An 18,041-nucleotide genomic window follows, 5' to 3' on the forward strand; every position below is an offset into this window, starting at 1 on the left:
ATGCGTGTCACCCGTACCCGTGTTGCCACCCTGATGCCGTGGCTGCTGTTGCTTGCCCTGTGCCTGTTGCCGGTGCTGGCGTTCGCCGCGCCCGGCGCCCCGGCCACCCCGCTGCCGGACGTCAACGTCGGCAAGATCGGCGGCCAGCCGGTCAGCCTGCCGCTGCAGACCCTGCTGCTGATGACCGCGATCACCCTGATCCCGTCGATGCTGCTGGTGCTGACCTCGTTCACCCGCATCATCATCGTGCTGGGCCTGCTGCGCCAGGCACTGGGTACCGGCCAGACGCCGTCCAACCAGGTACTGCTGGGCCTGGCCCTGTTCCTCACCGCGATGGTGATGATGCCGACCTGGGACAAGGCGTGGAGCACGGGCATGGCGCCCTATCTCAACGGCGACATCGACTTCCAGACCGCCTGGACATTGACCACGCAGCCGCTGCGCGGGTTCATGCTGGCGCAGATCCGCGAGACCGACCTGATGACCTTCGCCGGCATCGCCGGGCACGGCACCTACGCCAGCCCCGATGCGATCCCGTTCCCGGTGCTGGTCGCTTCGTTCGTCACCAGCGAACTGAAGACCGCTTTCGAGATCGGCTTCCTGATCTTCATTCCGTTCGTGATCATCGATCTGGTCGTCGCCAGCGTGCTGATGTCCATGGGCATGATGATGCTGTCGCCGATGCTGGTGTCGGCACCGTTCAAGATCCTGCTGTTCGTGCTGGTGGATGGCTGGGTGCTGACCGTGGGCACGCTGGCGGCCAGCTTCAATCCCGCGTGACGCGATCCGGCGCGATTGAAAGACAGTCGAGCATGGCTCGACTCTATATATGAAGGTGGAACCCGAATGTCTCCCGAACTTGCCTTGACCGAACTGCGTGGCGGCCTGATCACCGTGCTGTGGGTGGCCGGCCCGCTGCTGCTCACCGTACTGGTGGTGGGCGTGGTGGTCGGTGTCGTGCAGGCTGCAACCCAGCTCAATGAACCGACCATCGCCTTCGTCGCCAAGGCGGCAGCGCTGACCGCGGTGCTGTTCGCGCTGGGCAGCCTGCTGATCGGCCACCTGGTTGAATTCACCACGCTGCTGTTCCAGCGCATTCCGCACCTGATCGGCTAGGACACGCGCTTCGATGGATGCCGCGACACAGATGGCGGCCGACGGCCTGCAGGCCTTCGGCATGATCGGCACCGTGCTGTGGACCATGCTGCGCATCGGCGCAGTGGCGATGGCCATGCCCATGGTCGGCACGCGTGCGGTGCCGTCGCGGGTGCGCGTGGTACTGGCCGGCACCCTGGCCATTGCACTGGCGCCGCTGCTGCCACCGGTACCGGACTGGACCGGCTTCGACGCGGCTACGGTGCTGACCATCGCGCGCGAACTGGCCATCGGCGTTTCCATCGGTTTCATGCTGCGGCTGGTATTCGAAGCCGGTGCGATGGCCGGCGAACTGATCGCGCAGGGCACCGGCCTGGCCTTCGCGCAGATGAGCGACCCGCTGCGCGGTGGCACTTCGGGTGTGATCGGCCAGTGGTTCTACCTGCTGTTCGGCCTGCTGTTCTTCACCGCCAACGGCCACCTGGCGTTGATCTCGCTGCTTGTGGACAGCTACCGCGCACTGCCGATCGGCGCCCCGCTGCCGGACCCGCACGCCTTCTTCAGCATCGCCCCGACCTTCCTGCTGACCGTGCTGCGCGGCGCGCTGACGCTGGCCATTCCGCTCACCGTGGCGATGCTGGCGGTGAACCTGGCCTTCGGCGTACTGGCGCGTGCCGCCCCCGCGCTGAATCCGATCCAGCTGGGCCTGCCGGTCTCGCTGCTGCTGGGCCTGTTCCTGCTGGCCCTGCTGGCCGGGGAAATGGGGCCGCCGGTACAGCGCCTGTTCGACGCCGCCTTCCAGGCTGCGGACGCGGTCACACACTGACCCGATCATCACGTTCTACTGCTTGCCATGCATTTGTTTCTGTAGAGCCGAGCCCATGCTCGGCTGCCGTTCCTGCCGAAGGCAGCCGAGCATGGGCTCGGCTCTACAGAGGCGCAATTTCACGTATTGCCGCTTGAAGTCCCCCCCGGTCTGCGCGTTAGAGTGAATGCGCGGCAACCGGGGGGATGCCGCACATGGCCGGCGTCGTGCGTCGGCCTGCCTCATGCATGCCCCACCGTGGTTTCCGTCGACAGGCAGGTCCGGGAGACTGACGAATGCTGGTAGGCACGTACAACCCGTGGCTGGTGGCGATCTCGCTGCTGGTCGCCGTGATGGCTTCATACACCGCGCTGGCGATGGCCGGGCGCACGGTGACCGCACCGGGCAGGGGCGCGGCTTGGTGGTGGCGGCTGGGCGGCGGCTTCGCCATGGGCCTGGGCATCTGGTCGATGCATTTCATCGGCATGCTGGCTTTCGACCTGCCCATTCCATTGGGCTACGACCTTCCCATCACCCTGCTCTCGCTTGCGCTTGCCATCGCCTCATCGGTGTTCGCGCTGTGGCTGGTCTCGCTGCGCACCCTGCCCCACCCGCGATTGGCGGTCGGCGCCCTGCTGATGGGCACCGGCATCGCCGGCATGCATTACGTTGGCATGGCTGCAATGCGCATGCAGCCGGGAATCGACTACGACCCGGGCTGGCTGCTGTTCTCGCTGATGGTGGCGGTGGCTGCCTCCTGGACCGCGCTGTACGTGGCGTTCCGGCTGCGCGCCCAGCGCACCCGCATCGGTGATCGACTGGCGGCGGCGGGCCTGCTCGGCCTGGCCATCGTCGGCATGCATTACACCGGCATGGCCGCTGCGCGCTTCCCGGAAGGCAGCGTCTGCGGCGCGGCGGTCGGCGATGGCCTGCAGAACGAGTGGCTGGCGATGCTGGTGGTAGTGCTGACCGTGGCGATCCTGGCCGTGGTGCTGGTGGTCTCATGGCTGGACCAGCGCGTGGAAGCGCAACTGCTGCGGCTGCGCAATTCGATGCTGAGCACCTCGTTGACCGACGCGCAGCAGGAACTGACCCAGGCCGCGCTGCACGATCCTCTCACCCGCCTGCCCAACCGCCTGCTGCTGCAGCGGCGCATCGTGCAGGCACTGGCCGAGGCCGAACAGGGCGGCAACCGCTTCGCGGTGATGTTCATGGACCTGGACGGCTTCAAGCAGGTCAATGATGCCTATGGCCATCAGGCCGGTGATGCGCTGCTGGTGGCGGTGGCCGAACGCACCCGCCAGCTGCTGCGCCCGCACGATATGCTGGCACGGCTGGGCGGCGACGAGTTCGTGCTGGTGGTGCGCATCGAGCACGACGAGGACCTGCCGACCCTGGCCCGGCGCATCCTGCAGGCGGTGGGCAGCGGCCCGTTGCTGCCGGACAACGAACTGCAGGTGACCGCCAGCATCGGCGTGGCGATCTGCCCGGACCACGCCGCCAGCGAGCGCCAGTTGATGGCCTTCGCCGACGCGGCGATGTACCAGGCCAAGGAGTCCGGTCGCAACGCCTTCGTGCTGTTCGCCGACTGGATGAACGACAGTGCCGAGCAGCAGTTCCGGCTGCTGGCCGACCTGCGCCGCGCCATCGGCAGCGAGCAGCTGTTCCTGCACTATCAGCCGAAGATCCGCGTGGCCACGCAGAAGGTGGCCGGCGCCGAAGCGCTGATCCGCTGGCGCCATCCGGAACACGGCCTGATTCCCCCCGACCGCTTCATCCGCCTGGCCGAGCGCAGCGGTGCGATCAACGAGATCGGGCGCTGGGCGCTGGACCAGGCCTGCCAGCAGCTGCGGCGCTGGCACGACACCGGGCATGAAAGCTGGTCGATGTCGGTGAACCTGTCGCCGGTGCAGTTCAGTTCGCCGCACCTGCTGCAGGATGTGCGCGAGGTGATCGAGCGCCATGGCATTGCCCCGCGCCACCTGGTGCTGGAGATCACTGAAAGCACCGTCATGCGCGATACCGATACCAGTCTTCGCCTGCTGCAGGCGCTGTCGGCGCTGGGCGTGGGCATCTCCATCGATGATTTCGGAACCGGCTATTCCAGCCTGCTGTACCTGAAGCGGCTGCCGGCCACCGAGATCAAGATCGACCATGCGTTCGTGCGCGACCTGGAACACAGTGCCGAAGACGTGGTGATCGTCTCGGCGATCGTGGCGCTGGGCCATGCGCTGGACATGGACATCGTCGCCGAGGGCGTGGAGACCGCCGCGCAGCGCGCCTACCTGGAACGCCTGGGCTGCGACTTCCTGCAGGGATACCTGCTGGGCCGCCCGGTGGATGCGGCGCGCTTCATGCAGCTGCACGACCTGCCCCGGCCGCGGGTGGAACTGGCACAGAGCCCGCCGCCGCAATACCCGCCCGGCTGACACCGGGCCACGCGCGCCCGCCATCACGGAACAATTCCTGCGGCACTCTCCTGTAGAGCCGAGCTCATGCCCGGCTGTGCTTCGCGCCTGGCCCCAACCGTAGCCGAGCGTGGGCTCGGCTCTACAGAACGGGTCGTCGGTAGATCCACGCCAGGCGTGGAACGGTTCTTGCACGCACCCCGGCACCCCCTCCCGCAGTGCCCGTGATGTCCGAGAACGAATCCGCCGGCGAAAAGACCGAACAACCGACCGAAAAACGCCTGCGCGATGCCCGTGAACAGGGCAACCTGCCGCGCTCGCGCGAACTTGGCACCGCCGCCGTGTTCGGCGCCGGCGTGCTGGCGGTGATGGCCATGAGCGGCTCGATCGGCCGTGGCGCCACGGCCTGGATGAAGCACGCACTCAGCCCCGAACAGAGCCTGCGGCAGAACCCGAAGGAACTGTTCGGCCACTTCGGCGACCTGCTGCTGCAGTTCATGCTGGTGATCGCACCGCTGGTGCTGGTCTGCCTGCTGGCCAGCTTCGTCGCCCCGCTGGTGATGGGCGGCCTGCGCTGGTCGCAGAAGGCGTTGCTGCCCGACATCAACCGCATGAACCCGATGAGCGGGCTCAAGCGCCTGTATGGCCCGGAGGCGATTGCCGAATTCACCAAATCGCTGCTGCGCGTGGCCTTCGTCGGCGTCGCCGCCGGGCTGGTGGTCTGGACCGGCTTCGACACCCTGCGCGGGCTGATCCACCACCCGCTGGAAACCGCCATCACCGATGGCCTGGGCTTCACCCTGCGCCTGCTGCTGGCCACCGCCGGCGCGATGCTGGTGCTGGCCGCCATCGATGCGCCGTACCAGCGCTGGAACTGGATGCGCAAGCTGAAGATGACCCGCGAGGAACTGCGCCGGGAAATGAAGGAAAGCGAGGGCAGCCCCGAGGTGAAGGGCCGCATCCGCCAGCTGCAGCAGCAGATGGCCAACCGCCGGATGATGGAGGCGGTGCCCACTGCCGACGTGGTGGTGGTCAACCCCACCCACTACGCGGTGGCCCTGAAGTACGAGGGCGGCGCCATGAACGCCCCCACCGTGGTCGCGCTGGGCGTGGACGAAACCGCCCTGCGCATCCGTGAAGTGGCCGACGGCAACAAGGTGGCGATCGTCGCCGCCCCGCCTTTGGCACGCGCCTTGTATCGGGAAGGCCAACTCGGAAAGGAAATCCCCGTGAGACTGTATTCGGCCGTCGCCCAGGTCCTGTCCTACGTCTACCAGCTGCGCGCCTGGCGCACTGGCCCGATGCCGGACGCCCCGCACATCCAGGTGGATGAATTCGGCAAGGGAGGCCGCCCGTGAGCGCCCAGCCCTCCGCCGCTTTCAACACCCGCCGCGCCCTGGAAATGATCCGCCAGGGCCTTGGCGCGCCGCTGATCGTGCTGGCCCTGCTGGCCATGGTCGTGGTGCCGCTGGCCGCGCCGGTGCTCGATGCGCTGTTCACCTTCAACATCGCCATCTCGCTGATGGTGCTGCTGGCGGTGGTCTACGTGAAGCGCCCGCTGGACTTCACCATCTTCCCGATCGTGCTGCTGATCACCACCATGCTGCGGCTGGCGCTGAACGTGGCCTCCACCCGTGTGATCCTGCTGAACGGCCAGAACGGCCATGATGCCGCGGGCAAGGTCATCGCCGCCTTCGGTGAATTCGTGATCGGCGGCAACTATGCGGTCGGCATCGTGGTGTTCGCGATCCTGACCATCATCAATTTCGTGGTCATTACCAAGGGTGCCGGCCGCGTTTCGGAAGTGACCGCGCGCTTCATCCTGGACGCGATGCCCGGCAAGCAGATGGCGATCGACGCCGACCTCAACGCCGGTTTGCTGACGCGTGAAGAAGCCAAGCTGCGCCGCGAGGAAGTGCGTGAGGAAGCCGACTTCTACGGTGCGATGGACGGCGCCAGCAAGTTCATCCGCGGCGATGCCATTGCCGGCATCCTGATCCTGTTCATCAACATGCTCGGCGGCCTGGCCGTGGGCGTGCTGCAGCATGGCATGCCGTTCGGCGAAGCCGCCGCCACCTACACCCTGCTGTCGATCGGTGACGGCCTGGTAGCGCAGCTGCCGGCCCTGCTGGTCTCCAGCGCCGTGGCCATGCTGGTTACCCGCGCCTCGCGCTCGCAGGACATGGCCCAGGCCATGACCGGCCAGGTGTTCGGCCAGTACCGTGCGCTGGCGATCACCGCCGGCATCATCGGCGTGGTCGGCCTGGTGCCGGGCATGCCCAACGTCGCTTTCCTGACGCTGGCCGCGATCCTCGGCTTCATCGCCTGGAAGCTGTACCGCAAGGGCAAGGCGCCGGCTGCCGATGCGGCAGGCGGTGGCACCGATGCCGCCGCACTCAACGCACTCGGCCGCCCGGCCGCACCGGCACCGACTGCCGAACTGAGCTGGGACGAACTGCGCCCGGTCGATCCGCTGGGCCTGGAGGTCGGCTACCGGCTGATCCCGCTGGTGGACAGCAACCAGGGCGGCGAACTGATGGCGCGCATCAAGGGCGTGCGCCGCAAGCTGACCCAGGATGTCGGCTTCCTGATCCCGTCGGTGCACATCCGCGACAACCTGGAACTGCCGGCCAACGGCTACCGCGTGCTGGTGCACGGCGTGCCGGTGGCCACCGCCGAGATCCACCCCGACCGCGAGCTGGCGCTGGACCCGGGCAGCGCGCTCGGCGCGCTGGAAGGCATCGCCGGCAAGGACCCCGCGTTCGGCCTGGACGCCACCTGGATCCAGCCGCACCAGCGCGCCCAGGCCGAAACGCTGGGCTACACCGTGGTCGATCCGGCCACCGTGGTCGCCACCCATCTGTCGCACCTGATCCGTGAGCACGCGCCGGAACTGCTCGGCCACGAAGAAGTGCAGCACCTGCTGGCCAACCTGGCCAAGAGCGCGCCCAAGCTCGTCGAAGATCTGACGCCGAAGGCGTTGCCGCTGTCGGCGGTGGTGCGCGTGCTGCAGAACCTGCTGGTCGAGCGCATTCCGATCCGCCAGCTGCGCAAGATCGCCGAGGCACTGGTCGAACATGCGCCCAGCAGCCAGGACCCGGCCGTGCTGACCGCCGCTGTTCGCACCGCACTGGGCCGCTTCATCGTGCAGGAGATCGCCGGAATGTCGGCGGAGCTGCCGGTATTCACCCTCAACCCGCAATTGGAACGTGTCTTGCAGGAGTCCACGCAGGGCAACGGCGCCGCGCTGGAACCCGGACTCGCTGAGCGACTGCACCAGAGCCTGGCCGAATGTGTCAGCAAGCAGGAAGCCCGCAACGAGCCCGCGGTCGTGCTGGTACCTGGCCCGGTGCGCGCCGCGCTGGCCCGCCTGGTCCGCCACAGCGTTCCGTCGCTGTCGGTCCTGGCCTACAGCGAGGTGCCGGAGGACAAGCGCCTGAAGCTGGTCGGAACGATCAGCTGACGCCGCCCTGCGATGCGCCAGAAAACAGACACCACTTTCGAACCAACGCAACAGACAGATACCAAGGGGAACCCGCACCGTGCAGACCACCGACCACCCGAGTTCTCCGACCGCCACCCCGCCGTCTTCGCCCCGTGACCACAGCATGAAAATCAAACGATTCGTCGCCGCCGACATGCGCTCGGCCATGAACCTGGTGCGCAAGGAACATGGTCCTGACGCCGTGATCCTGTCCAACCGCCGGATCGAGGAAGGCATCGAGATCGTCGCCGCCGCCAACTACGACGAGAGCGCCGTGCAGCGTGCACTGGAAGCCTCGCGCCGTGACGTCGCACCGCCGCCGGCACCCAAGCCGCGCACCGCCGCCGACGCAGTGATCGCCGCCGTCACCCGCCGCCGCAGCAGCTCCCCGGCGCCGGAACCGGTCGCGGCCACCACCTCGGCAGTGGCCGCCCTCGCCCGCGCCGCCGTCGGTGCCACCGGCCGCACTCTGGACAGCGCCGACGAGATCGTGCCGACCCGGGGCAGCACGGGCTTCGCCGCCACCCTGGCCCGCGCCGCCGTCAACGAACCGGCACCGCCGGACCAGATCTTCGCCCCGTTCGCCGAGGCCATCGTTGCACCGGCCGCCACCGTGCCGGCCAACCGCGCGCGCTTCCAGATCGACCCGCCGCACGAGGCGCATCACGAAAGCGTGGCCCCGGCCGTGCAGCCGCCGCCGCTGCCGACCGCTGCCGTGATCGACGCGCAGCCCGGGATCGCCGCCAGCGAACCGGCAGCGGTCGAAGCCGCCGTCGAAGCCAGCCCGGCCCCCATGCTGGCCCCGGCACCGACGCTGACCGTGGTTGCCCAGGACGACGCCGAGATCCGCCAGCTGCGCCAGGAAGTGGCCGGCATGCGCCAGGTGATCGAGCGCGAGATGAACCGCTTCACCGACGAGCGCCTGCGTGGCAGCCCGGTGCGCGCCACCGCGCTGGACCTGATGGACGAGTACGGTTTCGACGCCGGGCTGGCCCGCGACGTGGCCATGCAGATCCCGCTGGAAACCGAAGCCCATCGTGGCCGCGGCCTGATGCTGGGGCTGATCTCGCGCAAGCTGCCGATCGCCCCGGTCGACCCGCTGGAGGAAGGCGGCGTGATCGCGCTGGTCGGCCCGACCGGCGCCGGCAAGACCACCACCATCGCCAAGCTGGCCTCGCGCTTCGCCGAGAAGCACGCCCCGCGTGACGTCGCCCTGGTCACCACCGACACCACGCGCATCGGCGCCCGCGAACAGCTGTATGGCTACGGCCGCCAGCTCGGCATCGCCGTGCACGAGGCCAACAGCGGCACCGACCTGGACCAGCTGCTGGAACGCTTGAAGGACTACAAGCTGGTGCTGATCGATACCGCCGGCCTGGGCCCGCGCGACCGTGCCCTGGCCGCCCAGCTGCAGTGGCTGCGCGCCGCGCGCCAGGTGCGCACCCTCCTGGTGCTGCCGGCCAACACCAGCTTCGGCGACATGGACGAGGTGGTGCGCCGCTTCGGTGCGGCCAACCTGCAGGGCCTGGTGCTGAGCAAGCTGGACGAGACCGGCCGCTTCGGCAACGCCCTGTCGGTGGCCGTGGACCACGCCCTGCCGATCACCTGGGTGACCGATGGCCAGGACGTCCCGGAGGACCTGCACCGGGCCAGTGCAGCCAATCTTGTACTTCGCCTTGAAGATTTGCGCCGAGCGGCCGATATGCCCTGCAACCCGGAGTTGAACCATGCCGTCGCGTGAGTACGCCAAGCTGACCAAGACCTTCCCGCTGTCGGCCACCCGCAGCGAGCCGCTCGGCCCTGTGCGCACCATCGCGGTGACCGGCGGCAAGGGCGGCGTGGGCAAGACGAATGTGTCCGCCAACCTGGCGGTGGCGCTGGCCGGCATGGGCAAGCGCACGCTGCTGCTGGACGCCGACCTGGGCCTGGCCAACATCGACGTGATCCTGGGCTTGAACCCCACCTTTACGCTGGCCGACCTGGTGGCCGGCCGCTGCTCGCTGGACGACGTCATCGTCGAAGGCCCGAACGGCGTGCTGGTGGTCCCGGCCGCTTCCGGCCGCCGGCACATGGCCGAGCTTGCCCCGGCCGAGCATGTCGGCCTGGTCAACGTGTTCTCCGAACTGGAACGCGAGCTGGACATCATGGTGGTCGATACCGCCGCCGGCATCACCGACGGCGTGCTGACCTTCTGCCAGGCCGCGCAGGACACCGTGGTGGTGGTCTGTGACGAACCGGCCTCGATCACCGACGCCTACGCACTGATCAAGGTGCTGTCGCGCGAGCGCGGCGTGGACCGCGTCCAGGTGGTGGCCAACATGGTGCGCGACCCGAACGAGGGCCGCGTGCTGTACGAGAAGCTGACCCGCGTCTGCGAGAAGTTCCTCGCCGATGTCTCGCTGAACTACCTGGGCTGCGTGCCGCAGGATGACTGGCTGCGCCTGTCGGTGCAGCGCCAGCAGCCGGTGGTGAAGGCCTATCCGTCCAGCCCGTCGGCGCTGGCGATCACCGAGATCGCACGCCGCACCGCGCGCTGGCAGGCACCGACCGAACCGCGCGGTGGCGTCGAGTTCTTCCTCGAACGCATCCTCAAGCAGCGTGGGGTGGCCGCATGAAAGGCGCAGCCCACCAGTACAGGGAAGTCCAGCGCTCGGCGGCCAACGAGGTCATCGCCCAGCATTCGGACCTGGTGCGACGCATCGCCCACCACCTGGCCGCGCGCCTGCCGGCCAGCGTCGAAGTCGATGATCTGATCCAGGCCGGCATGATGGGCCTGATCGAAGCCTCGCGCAGCTACGACGCCGACCAGGGCGCCTCGTTCGAGACCTATGCCTCGATCCGCATCCGCGGCTCGATGATCGACGAGATCCGCCGTGGCGACTGGGTGCCGCGCTCGGTGCACCGCCGTGCACGCGACGCCGCCGCCACCATCCGCCGCCTGGAACAGAGCACGGGCCGTGCCGCCAGCGCCACCGAAGTGGCCGCCGCGATGGAGATGCCGCTGCCCGAGTACCTGAGGCTGATGGAAGACGCCGCACGTGGCCAGGTGCTGAGCCTGGAGTCGCGCATCGAAGACCAGGGCGAACTGGATACCGTCGCCCAGGGCGGCCCGACCCCGCAGCAGGTGCTGGAGCGCGGCGAGTTCGGCCGTGAGCTGGGCAAGGCCATCGGCCACCTGCCCGAGCGCGAACAGCTGGTGCTCTCGCTGTACTACGAGCAGGAGCTGAACCTGAAGGAGATCGGCGCGGTGCTCGGCGTGAGCGAGTCGCGGGTCTGCCAGATCCATGGCCAGGCCGTGCTGCGCCTGCGCGGCCGCCTGAAGATTTTCGAGGCCGTCGACGCCGGCCTGGAAGAATGAACATCCCCGAGGCGACTGCCCCCGGCCGCCCGGAATGAACAACAAAGGAACTCTGCTTTGAACAAGAACATGCGCATCCTCATCGTCGACGACTTCTCGACCATGCGTCGAATCGTCAAGAACCTGCTGGGCGATCTGGGCTTCACCAACACCGCCGAAGCCGAGGACGGGCATGCCGCGCTGTCGCTGCTGCAGAGCCAGCCCTTCGATTTCGTCGTCACCGACTGGAACATGCCGGTGATGACCGGCATCGAACTGCTCAAGGCGATCCGTGCCGACGCCAAGCTGAAGACCCTGCCCGTGCTGATGGTCACCGCCGAAGCCAAGCGCGAGCAGATCATCGAAGCGGCCCAGAACGGCGTGAACGGCTACATCATCAAGCCGTTCACCGCGCAGACGCTGGAAGAGAAGCTGGGCAAGATCTTCGAACGCCTGGCGGCCAGCGCCTGATGGATACCACGGTCGACAAGAACGCCCTCGCCCTGCGCCTGCAGGAAGCCCTGGATGCCCTGGAGTCCGGTGACGAAGCCGCCTGGCGGCAACGCATCGACGGACTGGTCGCGCTGCGCACGCAGCCGATGATGAGCGGCCTCTCGCGGCTGGCCCGCGAGCTGGGGCAGGCCCTGGGCGAACTGCCGACCGTGCCCAGCGAGGCCGGCGAACTGGACGATGCGTGCGCACGCCTGGACCACGTGGTGGCGATGACCGAACAGGCCACCCACCGCACCCTGGACCTGGCCGAGGAATGCCGCAGCCTGACCGAGCAGCTGCGCGCCGAAGGCCTGCAGCCAGGCCAGGACGCGCAGCTGGAGCGCATCCGCCACAACCTGACCGAGATCGCCCTGACCCAGAGCTACCAGGACCTGACCGGGCAGATCATCCGTCGCGTGGTCGGCATCGTCCGCCGCGTGCATGAAGGCTTCGGAGCGCTCGGCCTGCCGCCGGAACAGCATCGCACCGACCCGGAACTGGCCGGGCCGGCACTGAAGGGACTGGACCGCCACGCGGTCTCGCAGAACGACGCCGACGACCTGTTGTCGGATCTGGGGCTGTAAGCATGAGCGCGGTATCCGACGACATCACTGCCGATTTCATCATCGAGGCACAGGAAATCCTGGATCGCCTCGGCGAACAGCTGGTGTCGCTGGAGCAGGCACCGCAGGACACCGAACAGCTCAACGCGGTGTTCCGGGGCTACCACACGCTCAAGGGCGGCGCGGGTTTCCTCGGTGTCACCGCCATGGTCGAGCTGTGCCACGCCGCTGAAGAAGCGCTGGGCGCTGCACGTGCCGGCCAGGCCGTGCTGCAGGCCCATCACTTCGACGCCGCCCAGCAATCGCTGGACTACCTGCAGTCGATGCTCGATGCCGTGTCTTCCGGCACCGAGCCGGGCTATGCACCGCCGGACCTGATCGCCCAGTTCGACGTGCATGGAGGTGCAGCAGCGCCTGCCGCCGCTGCCGCCGCACCGGCGGCCGGTGCCGGCGACCTGATCACCGACGACGAGTTCGAGGCGCTGCTCGACCAGCTGCACGGTGGCAACGCACCGACTGCGGTGGCGCCGGCAAAGAAGGCCGACGACGGCCTGATCAGCGAAGATGAGTTCGAAGCCCTGCTCGACCAGCTGCACGGTGGCGCCGCACCCGGCGCCAGGCCCGCGGCTGCGGTGGCGCCGGCACCGATCGCCGCCCCGCGCCCGGCCAACGCACCGGCACCGGTGGCCAAGCCGGCCGCCAAGCCGCTGGCCGAAGCCGAACACACCGTGCGCGTGGACACCAAGCGCCTGGATGCGATCGTCAACCTGATCGGCGAACTGGTGCTGTCGCGCAACCGGCTCAAGACCCTGCGTGCGCGCCTGCGCGACGAGGAGCTGGACCGCGCCGTGTCCACCCTGGACATCGCCACCGCGCGCCTGCAGTCGGCGGTGATGCGCACCCGCATGCAGCCGGTGGGCAAGGTATTCTCGCGCTTCCCCAAGGTCGCCCGCGACGTCGCCCGCTCGCTGAAGAAGGAAGTGGACCTGGAGCTGATCGGCGCCGAGACCGAGCTCGACCGCAACCTGGTCGAAGCGCTGGCCGACCCGCTGGTGCACCTGGTCCGCAACGCCATCGACCATGGCGTGGAAATGCCCGACCTGCGCGAAGCGCAGGGCAAGCCGCGGATGGGCCATGTGCGGTTGTCGGCGCAGCAGGAAGGTGACTACGTCAGCATCGAGGTGCAGGACGATGGCGCCGGCATCGATCCGGAAAAGCTGCGCGCGAAGGCACGCGAGAAGGGCCTGATCGATCCGGAAGCCGCCGCCCGCCTGAGCAGCGAGGAGTGCCTGCACCTGGTGTTCCTGCCCGGCTTCTCGACCAAGCAGCAGGTCACGGATATTTCCGGGCGCGGCGTCGGCATGGACGTGGTGCAGTCGCGCATCCGCGAACTCAGCGGGCAGATCCAGATCCAGTCGGAGCTGGGCCGCGGCAGCCGCTTCCTGATCCGCGTGCCGCTGACCCTGGCGATCCTGCCGACCCTGTTGGTGCAGGCCGGCGAGGACGTCTATGCGCTGCCGCTGGCGCGCGTGATGGAGGTACTGCACGCGCCGCGCACCTCGCTGGGCTGGTTCGATGGCCGTGCCGTGCTCGACCGCCGTTCGCACACGCTGCCGCTGGTCGATCTGCGGCAGTGGCTGGATGTGACGCCGGCCGCATCGACCCTGCTGACCATCGTGGTGCTGCAGGCCGGCGAAGCGCGCTTCGGCCTGGTCGTGGACCAGGTCCGTGGGCGCGAGGAAGTGGTCATCAAGCCACTGCCGAAGGCCCTGCGCGGCCTGCGCGGTTACGCCGGTGCAACCTTGATCGGCGATGGTCGCATGGCGCTGATCCTGGATGTGGATGGCCTGCGCAGCCCGCACGACTGACCCGCTTGCTGAACCCGTAAAACCGTGAAGTCGCACCAGTAGCCCGTACCGGTGTCTCAAGTCCCATTCATACAAGCCGATACCGGATCCATGGATAGACTCAGCCTCATTGGACTCTTTCTCGCCCTGGCCTCGCTGGTCGGTGGCAGCATCCTCAAGGGCGCCGGCCTGGCGTCGTTGTGGTCGCCTGCGGCGTTCGTGATCGTCATCGTCGGCACCGTTGCCGCGATCCTGCTGCACACCTCGCCGGCGGTGTTCAAGCATGCGTTCAAGATCGTGCGCTGGGTCGTGCGCCCGCCGCACAGCGATCGCCGCGAACTGATCCAGCAGATCGTCGAGTGGAGCAACATCGCCCGCCGCCAAGGCCTGCTCGGCCTGGAATCGCAGGTGGAATCGCAGCAGGACCCGTTCCTGCGCAAGGGCCTGCAGCTGCTGGTGGACGGTGTCGAGCCCGAATCGATGCGGCACATGCTGGAAATCGAACTGGGCAGCCAGGAACACCAGGACCAGGCCGGCGCCAAGGTGTTCGAAGCGATGGGCATCTACGCACCGACGCTCGGCATCATCGGCGCCGTGCTGGGCCTGATCGCGGTGATGAAGAACCTGGCCGACCCGAGCAAGCTCGGCCACGGCATCGCTGCGGCGTTCACCGCCACGATCTACGGCATCGCCTCGGCCAACCTGCTGTTCCTGCCGATCGCCGCCAAGCTCAAGAGCGTGATCTCGCACAACACGCGCGACCGCGAAATGGTCATCGAAGGCCTGATCTCGATCGCCCAGGGCGAGAACCCGCGCAACATCGAAACCAACCTCTCCGGCTTCCTGCACTGACATGGCCCGCCGCAAGCACCACGAAGAGCACGCCAACCACGAAGCATGGGCGATCCCCTATGCCGACCTGATGACGCTGCTGCTCGCCTTCTTCGTGGTCATGTACGCGATCTCGTCGGTGAACGAGGGCAAGTACCGGATCATGGCCGACGCGCTCACCGATGCCTTCGGTGGCGCGCCGCGCACGATCAATCCGGTGCAGGTGGGCAACAAGCAGGTGCAGGGTGGCGGCTGGGACAGCCCGTCGGTGATCAAGTCCGGCACCAAGATCGGACCGTCCGCGCCGGCGCCCTCGCACGACCCGACGCTGCTGCCGTCGATGGCCTCGCAGATGCGCATGCCGGTGTCGGTGCACAACCAGGAGCAGATCGCCCGTGCCGAGCGCCAGCTCAACACGATTGCCGACCGCCTCACCGCCGCCCTGGCGCCGCTGATCGACCGCGGCATGATCAGCGTGCGCCGCACGGAACTGTGGATCGAGGTCGAGATCAACAGCGACATCCTGTTCCCCACCGGCTCGGCCGCACTGGACGTACATGCGCGGCAGACCCTGGCCAGCCTGGCCGAGGTGCTGCGCGACGTGCCCAACAGCGTGCGCGTGGAAGGCCACACCGACAACGTGCCGATCGCTACCGCCACCTTCCCGTCGAACTGGGAGCTGTCGGCCGGACGCGCCGCCAGCGTGGTGCATCTGTTCGCCGACCAGGGCGTGCAGCCGTCGCGGCTGGCGATGGTCGGCTATGGCCAGTTCCGCCCGCGCGAAGAGAACGACAGCGCACAGGGCCGCAACCGCAACCGCCGGGTGATGGTCATCATCCTGGCCGACACCTCGCATTCGGTGGACCCGCTCGGCCAGCGCCTGAACGCAGCCACCGGCGCCACCGGCAGCACCGTCACCGAACAGGCCGCCGCAACGCCGGCCAGCGCCCCCACCTCCCCCATCGCACCGGTGACGTTGCCACCGGTGCCGGCTGGCAGCCGCGTCGGCGCCGCCGTTCCCCCGGCAATGAAGGAGTAATCCGATGCGCATCTGGGCAGTCGCCAACCAGAAGGGCGGAGTCGGCAAGACCACCACCACCCTCGCCCTCGGCCGCGGCCTGGCCGCGCTCGGCCATCGCGTGCTGCTGATCGACCTCGATCCGCATGCTTCGCTCAGCCGCGCCTTCGGCGTGCCGGTGGACCCGCCGCCGGCCGGCGTGCTGGAGCTGTTCGGCGCACCGCCGGCGGACCTGTCCGGCCTGTGCCATGCCAGCAACATCCAGGGCCTGGACTACGTCTGCGCGCAGTCCGCGCTGGCCACGCTTGAACGCCGTAGCGCCAACCAACCCGGCCTCGGCCTGGCCCTGCAGAACGCGCTGGCGCGCCACCAGGGCCAGCACGATTACATCCTGCTGGACTGCGCACCGACGCTCGGCCTGCTGATGATCAACGCACTGGCTGCCGCCGATCGCCTGATCATTCCGACCCAGGCCGAGCCGCTGGCGCTGCACGGCCTGGATGGCATGGTCCGCACCGGCGAGATGGTCGAGCGTTCGCGCCGCCGGCCGCTGCCGATCTCGATCCTGCCAACCCTGTTCGACCGCCGCACCCGCGCCGGCAACGAGTCGCTGCGCACCATGCAGGACCGCCATGGCAGCCGCGTCTGGGAAGACGCGATTCCGATCGACACCCGCATCAGCAACGCCGCCGGGCTGACCCTGCCGAGCGTCGGCGAAGACTACCCGGGGCGTGGCCTGGCTGCCTACCGGCGCGCCTTGAACTGGATCCTCGGCGAGGATGCCCGCGCCCTGGAGCAGGCCGCATGAACAGCACCGGCATCCTCGACGACTACCTGGACGAACTGCTGGGCGAGGCGATCGCCCCGGCCGCCGCTCCCCTCCCCGCGCCAATCAGCACCGCCCCGGCCACGGCCACCGAAGCCGCCGCCGAACGCGAACCCACCTGGGATGACCTGCCGGCCGAGGTGATCTACGAAACCGAAACCGAGAGCGTTGCCGCTGCCCCTGCCGTGGACAATGCCGCACTGGAAGCCGCTTTCGATGCCGCGTCCGCGCCCGTCAGCGTGATCGATGCCGAACGCGAACCCACGTGGGACGACCTGCCCGCTGAAGTGGTCAACGAAACGGATGCCGTCGTCGCGGCCCCGGCCGAGGATGAGGCCGCACTGGAGGCCGCCTTCGAGGCCGCCGCCGCGCCGGCCAGCGCCGGGTCCACCGAACGCGAGCCGACCTGGGATGACCTGCCCGACGAGGTCATCCACGAAACCGCGCCGGCACCCGCTGCGGCCGCTGCGAACACCGGCCCGGAACCCACCTGGGACGATCTGCCGGACGAAGTGATCTACGAGACCGACCCGGCGGACAGCCATCGTCTCGCCCACACCGACAGCCCCGGCCTGCAGGCCGCCTTCGAGGCAGCCGCTGGTGGCGAAGACGTGCCTGCGCCGGCGCCCGCCGTGGTCGCAGCGCCGGTGGCACCCCCGGCGGCACGCCCTGCACCGGCCCCGGCCGCACGCGCCGCCACGCCGCCGCCGCGCGTCGCCGTCGATGCACCCGCAGGCAACCGCCCCGGCACCTGGCAGGAGCTGCAGGCGCAGGCCCACCAACCGGCCCGCAGCCCGCATCCGCAGAACCGTCGCGCCGATGAACGCACCTCGCGCTGGCTGCGCCTGCGCTGCGGCACCCAGGCCTATGCGCTGGAACTGCTGAAGGTCCAGGAGGTCGTGCTGCCGGTGCCGCTGCTGCCGTTGCGCGGCACCGCTGCCGCCATGCTGGGCATCATGAACCTGCGCGGCCAGGTGGTTCCGGTGATGGATCTGGGCCTGCACCTGGGCGCGGCTGCCGCCGAGGACGACGCCCAGACCCGCATCGTGGTGCTGGAAGAAGACGGCGAGACCATCGGCCTGCGCGTGTCGGCGGTGGAAGATGTCGCCAACCTCACCGATTCGCAGATCGAACCTCCCGATACCGCACGCATCTGCCAGATTTCCAACGACCTGTTCCGCGGCGTGGCCCGGGTCAGCCAGCGCCCGATGATCCTGCTCGACGCCACACGGCTGTTGAGCTGACCCCCAAAAAGGGGACGGAGGGGATTAAGTCGCAAGTGGCTCGGCGCTTGGCGCCGAAGCGGTGCCTGTCGGGGACGCAAAGTGTTGTTAC

16 protein-coding genes are annotated in these 18,041 nt (G+C 68.6%); all 16 read left to right on the forward strand.

Annotated features, from left to right (window positions below):
* The 16 genes from fliP to VG561_RS01380 all read left to right on the forward strand — a co-directional run bounded on the left by fliP (position 1) and on the right by VG561_RS01380 (position 17,950).
* Positions 1-780, forward strand: coding sequence for a flagellar type III secretion system pore protein FliP (fliP, locus tag VG561_RS01305; RefSeq protein ID WP_014647039.1), 780 nt, complete (start codon positions 1-3; stop codon positions 778-780).
* Positions 781-846: 66 nt separating this feature from the next.
* Positions 847-1,116: a flagellar biosynthetic protein FliQ gene (locus VG561_RS01310; RefSeq protein ID WP_005413254.1), complete on the forward strand. Its 270-nt coding sequence runs from the start codon at positions 847-849 to the stop codon at positions 1,114-1,116.
* A 13-nt stretch (positions 1,117-1,129) separates the two neighbouring features.
* The gene (gene fliR / locus VG561_RS01315; protein ID WP_014037103.1) at positions 1,130-1,921 is read left to right on the forward strand and encodes a flagellar biosynthetic protein FliR; all 792 of its coding nucleotides are present in this window, start codon (positions 1,130-1,132) and stop codon (positions 1,919-1,921) included.
* 275 nt (positions 1,922-2,196) lie between these two features.
* Positions 2,197-4,329, forward strand: a complete 2,133-nt coding sequence (locus tag VG561_RS01320) for a putative bifunctional diguanylate cyclase/phosphodiesterase (protein WP_075076495.1) — start codon at positions 2,197-2,199, stop codon at positions 4,327-4,329.
* A gap of 206 nt (positions 4,330-4,535) precedes the next feature.
* Positions 4,536-5,666, forward strand: coding sequence for a flagellar biosynthesis protein FlhB (gene flhB, locus VG561_RS01325; RefSeq protein WP_423179291.1), 1,131 nt, complete (start codon positions 4,536-4,538; stop codon positions 5,664-5,666).
* 44 nt (positions 5,667-5,710) lie between these two features.
* Positions 5,711-7,771: a flagellar biosynthesis protein FlhA gene (gene flhA / locus VG561_RS01330; RefSeq protein ID WP_153643679.1), complete on the forward strand. Its 2,061-nt coding sequence runs from the start codon at positions 5,711-5,713 to the stop codon at positions 7,769-7,771.
* 145 nt (positions 7,772-7,916) lie between these two features.
* Complete coding sequence (gene flhF / locus VG561_RS01335) at positions 7,917-9,533, forward strand: flagellar biosynthesis protein FlhF (RefSeq protein ID WP_014647034.1); 1,617 nt, start codon at positions 7,917-7,919, stop codon at positions 9,531-9,533.
* Positions 9,520-10,407 carry a MinD/ParA family ATP-binding protein gene (locus VG561_RS01340; protein ID WP_032959426.1) on the forward strand — a complete coding sequence of 296 codons (888 nt, stop codon included), beginning with the start codon at positions 9,520-9,522 and terminating at the stop codon, positions 10,405-10,407. The genes flhF and VG561_RS01340 overlap by 14 nt, the downstream gene beginning before the upstream one ends.
* A complete protein-coding gene (locus VG561_RS01345; protein WP_014647032.1) occupies positions 10,404-11,150 on the forward strand; it encodes an RNA polymerase sigma factor FliA in 747 nt (248 codons plus the stop codon). Before VG561_RS01340 ends, VG561_RS01345 begins: the two co-directional genes overlap by 4 nt.
* A gap of 57 nt (positions 11,151-11,207) precedes the next feature.
* The gene (gene cheY, locus VG561_RS01350; protein ID WP_005413247.1) at positions 11,208-11,600 is read left to right on the forward strand and encodes a chemotaxis response regulator CheY; all 393 of its coding nucleotides are present in this window, start codon (positions 11,208-11,210) and stop codon (positions 11,598-11,600) included.
* Positions 11,600-12,205 carry a protein phosphatase CheZ gene (locus VG561_RS01355; RefSeq protein ID WP_006442968.1) on the forward strand — a complete coding sequence of 202 codons (606 nt, stop codon included), beginning with the start codon at positions 11,600-11,602 and terminating at the stop codon, positions 12,203-12,205. The genes cheY and VG561_RS01355 overlap by 1 nt, the downstream gene beginning before the upstream one ends.
* 2 nt (positions 12,206-12,207) lie before the next feature.
* Positions 12,208-14,052: a chemotaxis protein CheA gene (locus VG561_RS01360; protein ID WP_262093628.1), complete on the forward strand. Its 1,845-nt coding sequence runs from the start codon at positions 12,208-12,210 to the stop codon at positions 14,050-14,052.
* Between the two features lie 90 nt (positions 14,053-14,142).
* On the forward strand, positions 14,143-14,883 hold the full coding sequence (locus VG561_RS01365; RefSeq protein ID WP_169410994.1) for a flagellar motor protein: 741 nt from the start codon (positions 14,143-14,145) through the stop codon (positions 14,881-14,883).
* Between the two features lies 1 nt (position 14,884).
* Complete coding sequence (gene motD / locus VG561_RS01370) at positions 14,885-15,901, forward strand: flagellar motor protein MotD (RefSeq protein ID WP_014647029.1); 1,017 nt, start codon at positions 14,885-14,887, stop codon at positions 15,899-15,901.
* A 4-nt stretch (positions 15,902-15,905) separates the two neighbouring features.
* Positions 15,906-16,688 (forward strand): ParA family protein, encoded by a 783-nt coding sequence (locus VG561_RS01375; protein WP_014647028.1) that lies wholly within the window; start codon positions 15,906-15,908, stop codon positions 16,686-16,688.
* Complete coding sequence (locus VG561_RS01380) at positions 16,685-17,950, forward strand: chemotaxis protein CheW (RefSeq protein WP_423179292.1); 1,266 nt, start codon at positions 16,685-16,687, stop codon at positions 17,948-17,950. Before VG561_RS01375 ends, VG561_RS01380 begins: the two co-directional genes overlap by 4 nt.
* Positions 17,951-18,041 lie beyond the last annotated feature (91 nt).

This window comes from Stenotrophomonas sp. CASM110 (genome assembly GCF_049384345.1).
Taxonomy (GTDB): Bacteria; Pseudomonadota; Gammaproteobacteria; order Xanthomonadales; family Xanthomonadaceae; genus Stenotrophomonas; species Stenotrophomonas muris.